The sequence below is a fragment of the Lentibacillus salicampi genome (assembly GCF_004565465.1).
Taxonomy (GTDB): domain Bacteria; phylum Bacillota; class Bacilli; order Bacillales; family Amphibacillaceae; genus Lentibacillus; species Lentibacillus salicampi.
Map to the genome: position 1 here is coordinate 1 of NZ_SRHY01000124.1, position 630 is coordinate 630.

1 protein-coding gene is annotated in these 630 nt (G+C 68.3%); it reads right to left on the reverse strand.

Annotated features, from left to right (window positions below):
* Positions 1 to 82: 82 nt before the first annotated feature.
* Positions 83 to 630: caspase family protein (locus E4U82_RS19655; protein WP_167751518.1), on the reverse strand; the 548-nt coding region annotated here is incomplete at its 5' end.

Consider the following 630-nt stretch of genomic DNA (forward strand, 5'->3'; position numbering starts at 1 on the left):
CGAGGCTGAGCATGGAATGGGTCCTTGCGCCGGTGCGCGTTGCGTTCGGAGCGGCGCCGCGCGAAACCGCGCGGCGCGGCGGTCAGCGGCAGTCGCGCCACCCGTCGAGGAAGTCTTCCCCCATCCGGTTGGCCTGGCCGCGCAACTGCGGCGTCTGCGTCTCGCCGGGAAAATGCGTGGACATCAGCGCGTTGACCTTCGATGTCAGCTCGGTCATCAGCGTGTCGTAGGTGATGGTGTACGGGCAGGTGTCGATGAGGTCCAGGAAGGACTTGGTGACCAGTCCATGCCCGATCGTCTCGTGTTCCATCGCGACCTGCGCCGCGGAGCGGGCGGCGATCAACTTCGACTTCGCGTTCTGCACCAGGCGTCGCGAGGTGTCTTCCTCGACGACCACGCCGGCATTGCGCGCGGTCACCCGGCGGATGTTGCCGTCGAGGGCGTTGCGCTGCGCCGGCGGGAGGCAGATGCCGCACGGCACCATCGTCCTGCACTGGGTCAGCGCCTGCACCAGTTCGGCGGAGAACGCGGGCGAACGCGCGCGGCGCGCCCGCTCGGCTTCGTCGTGCATGTCGCCGGAATGGCAGCTGTCGAGGATCATCGTGAAGTTGGCGACCGAGTGCTCCAGCG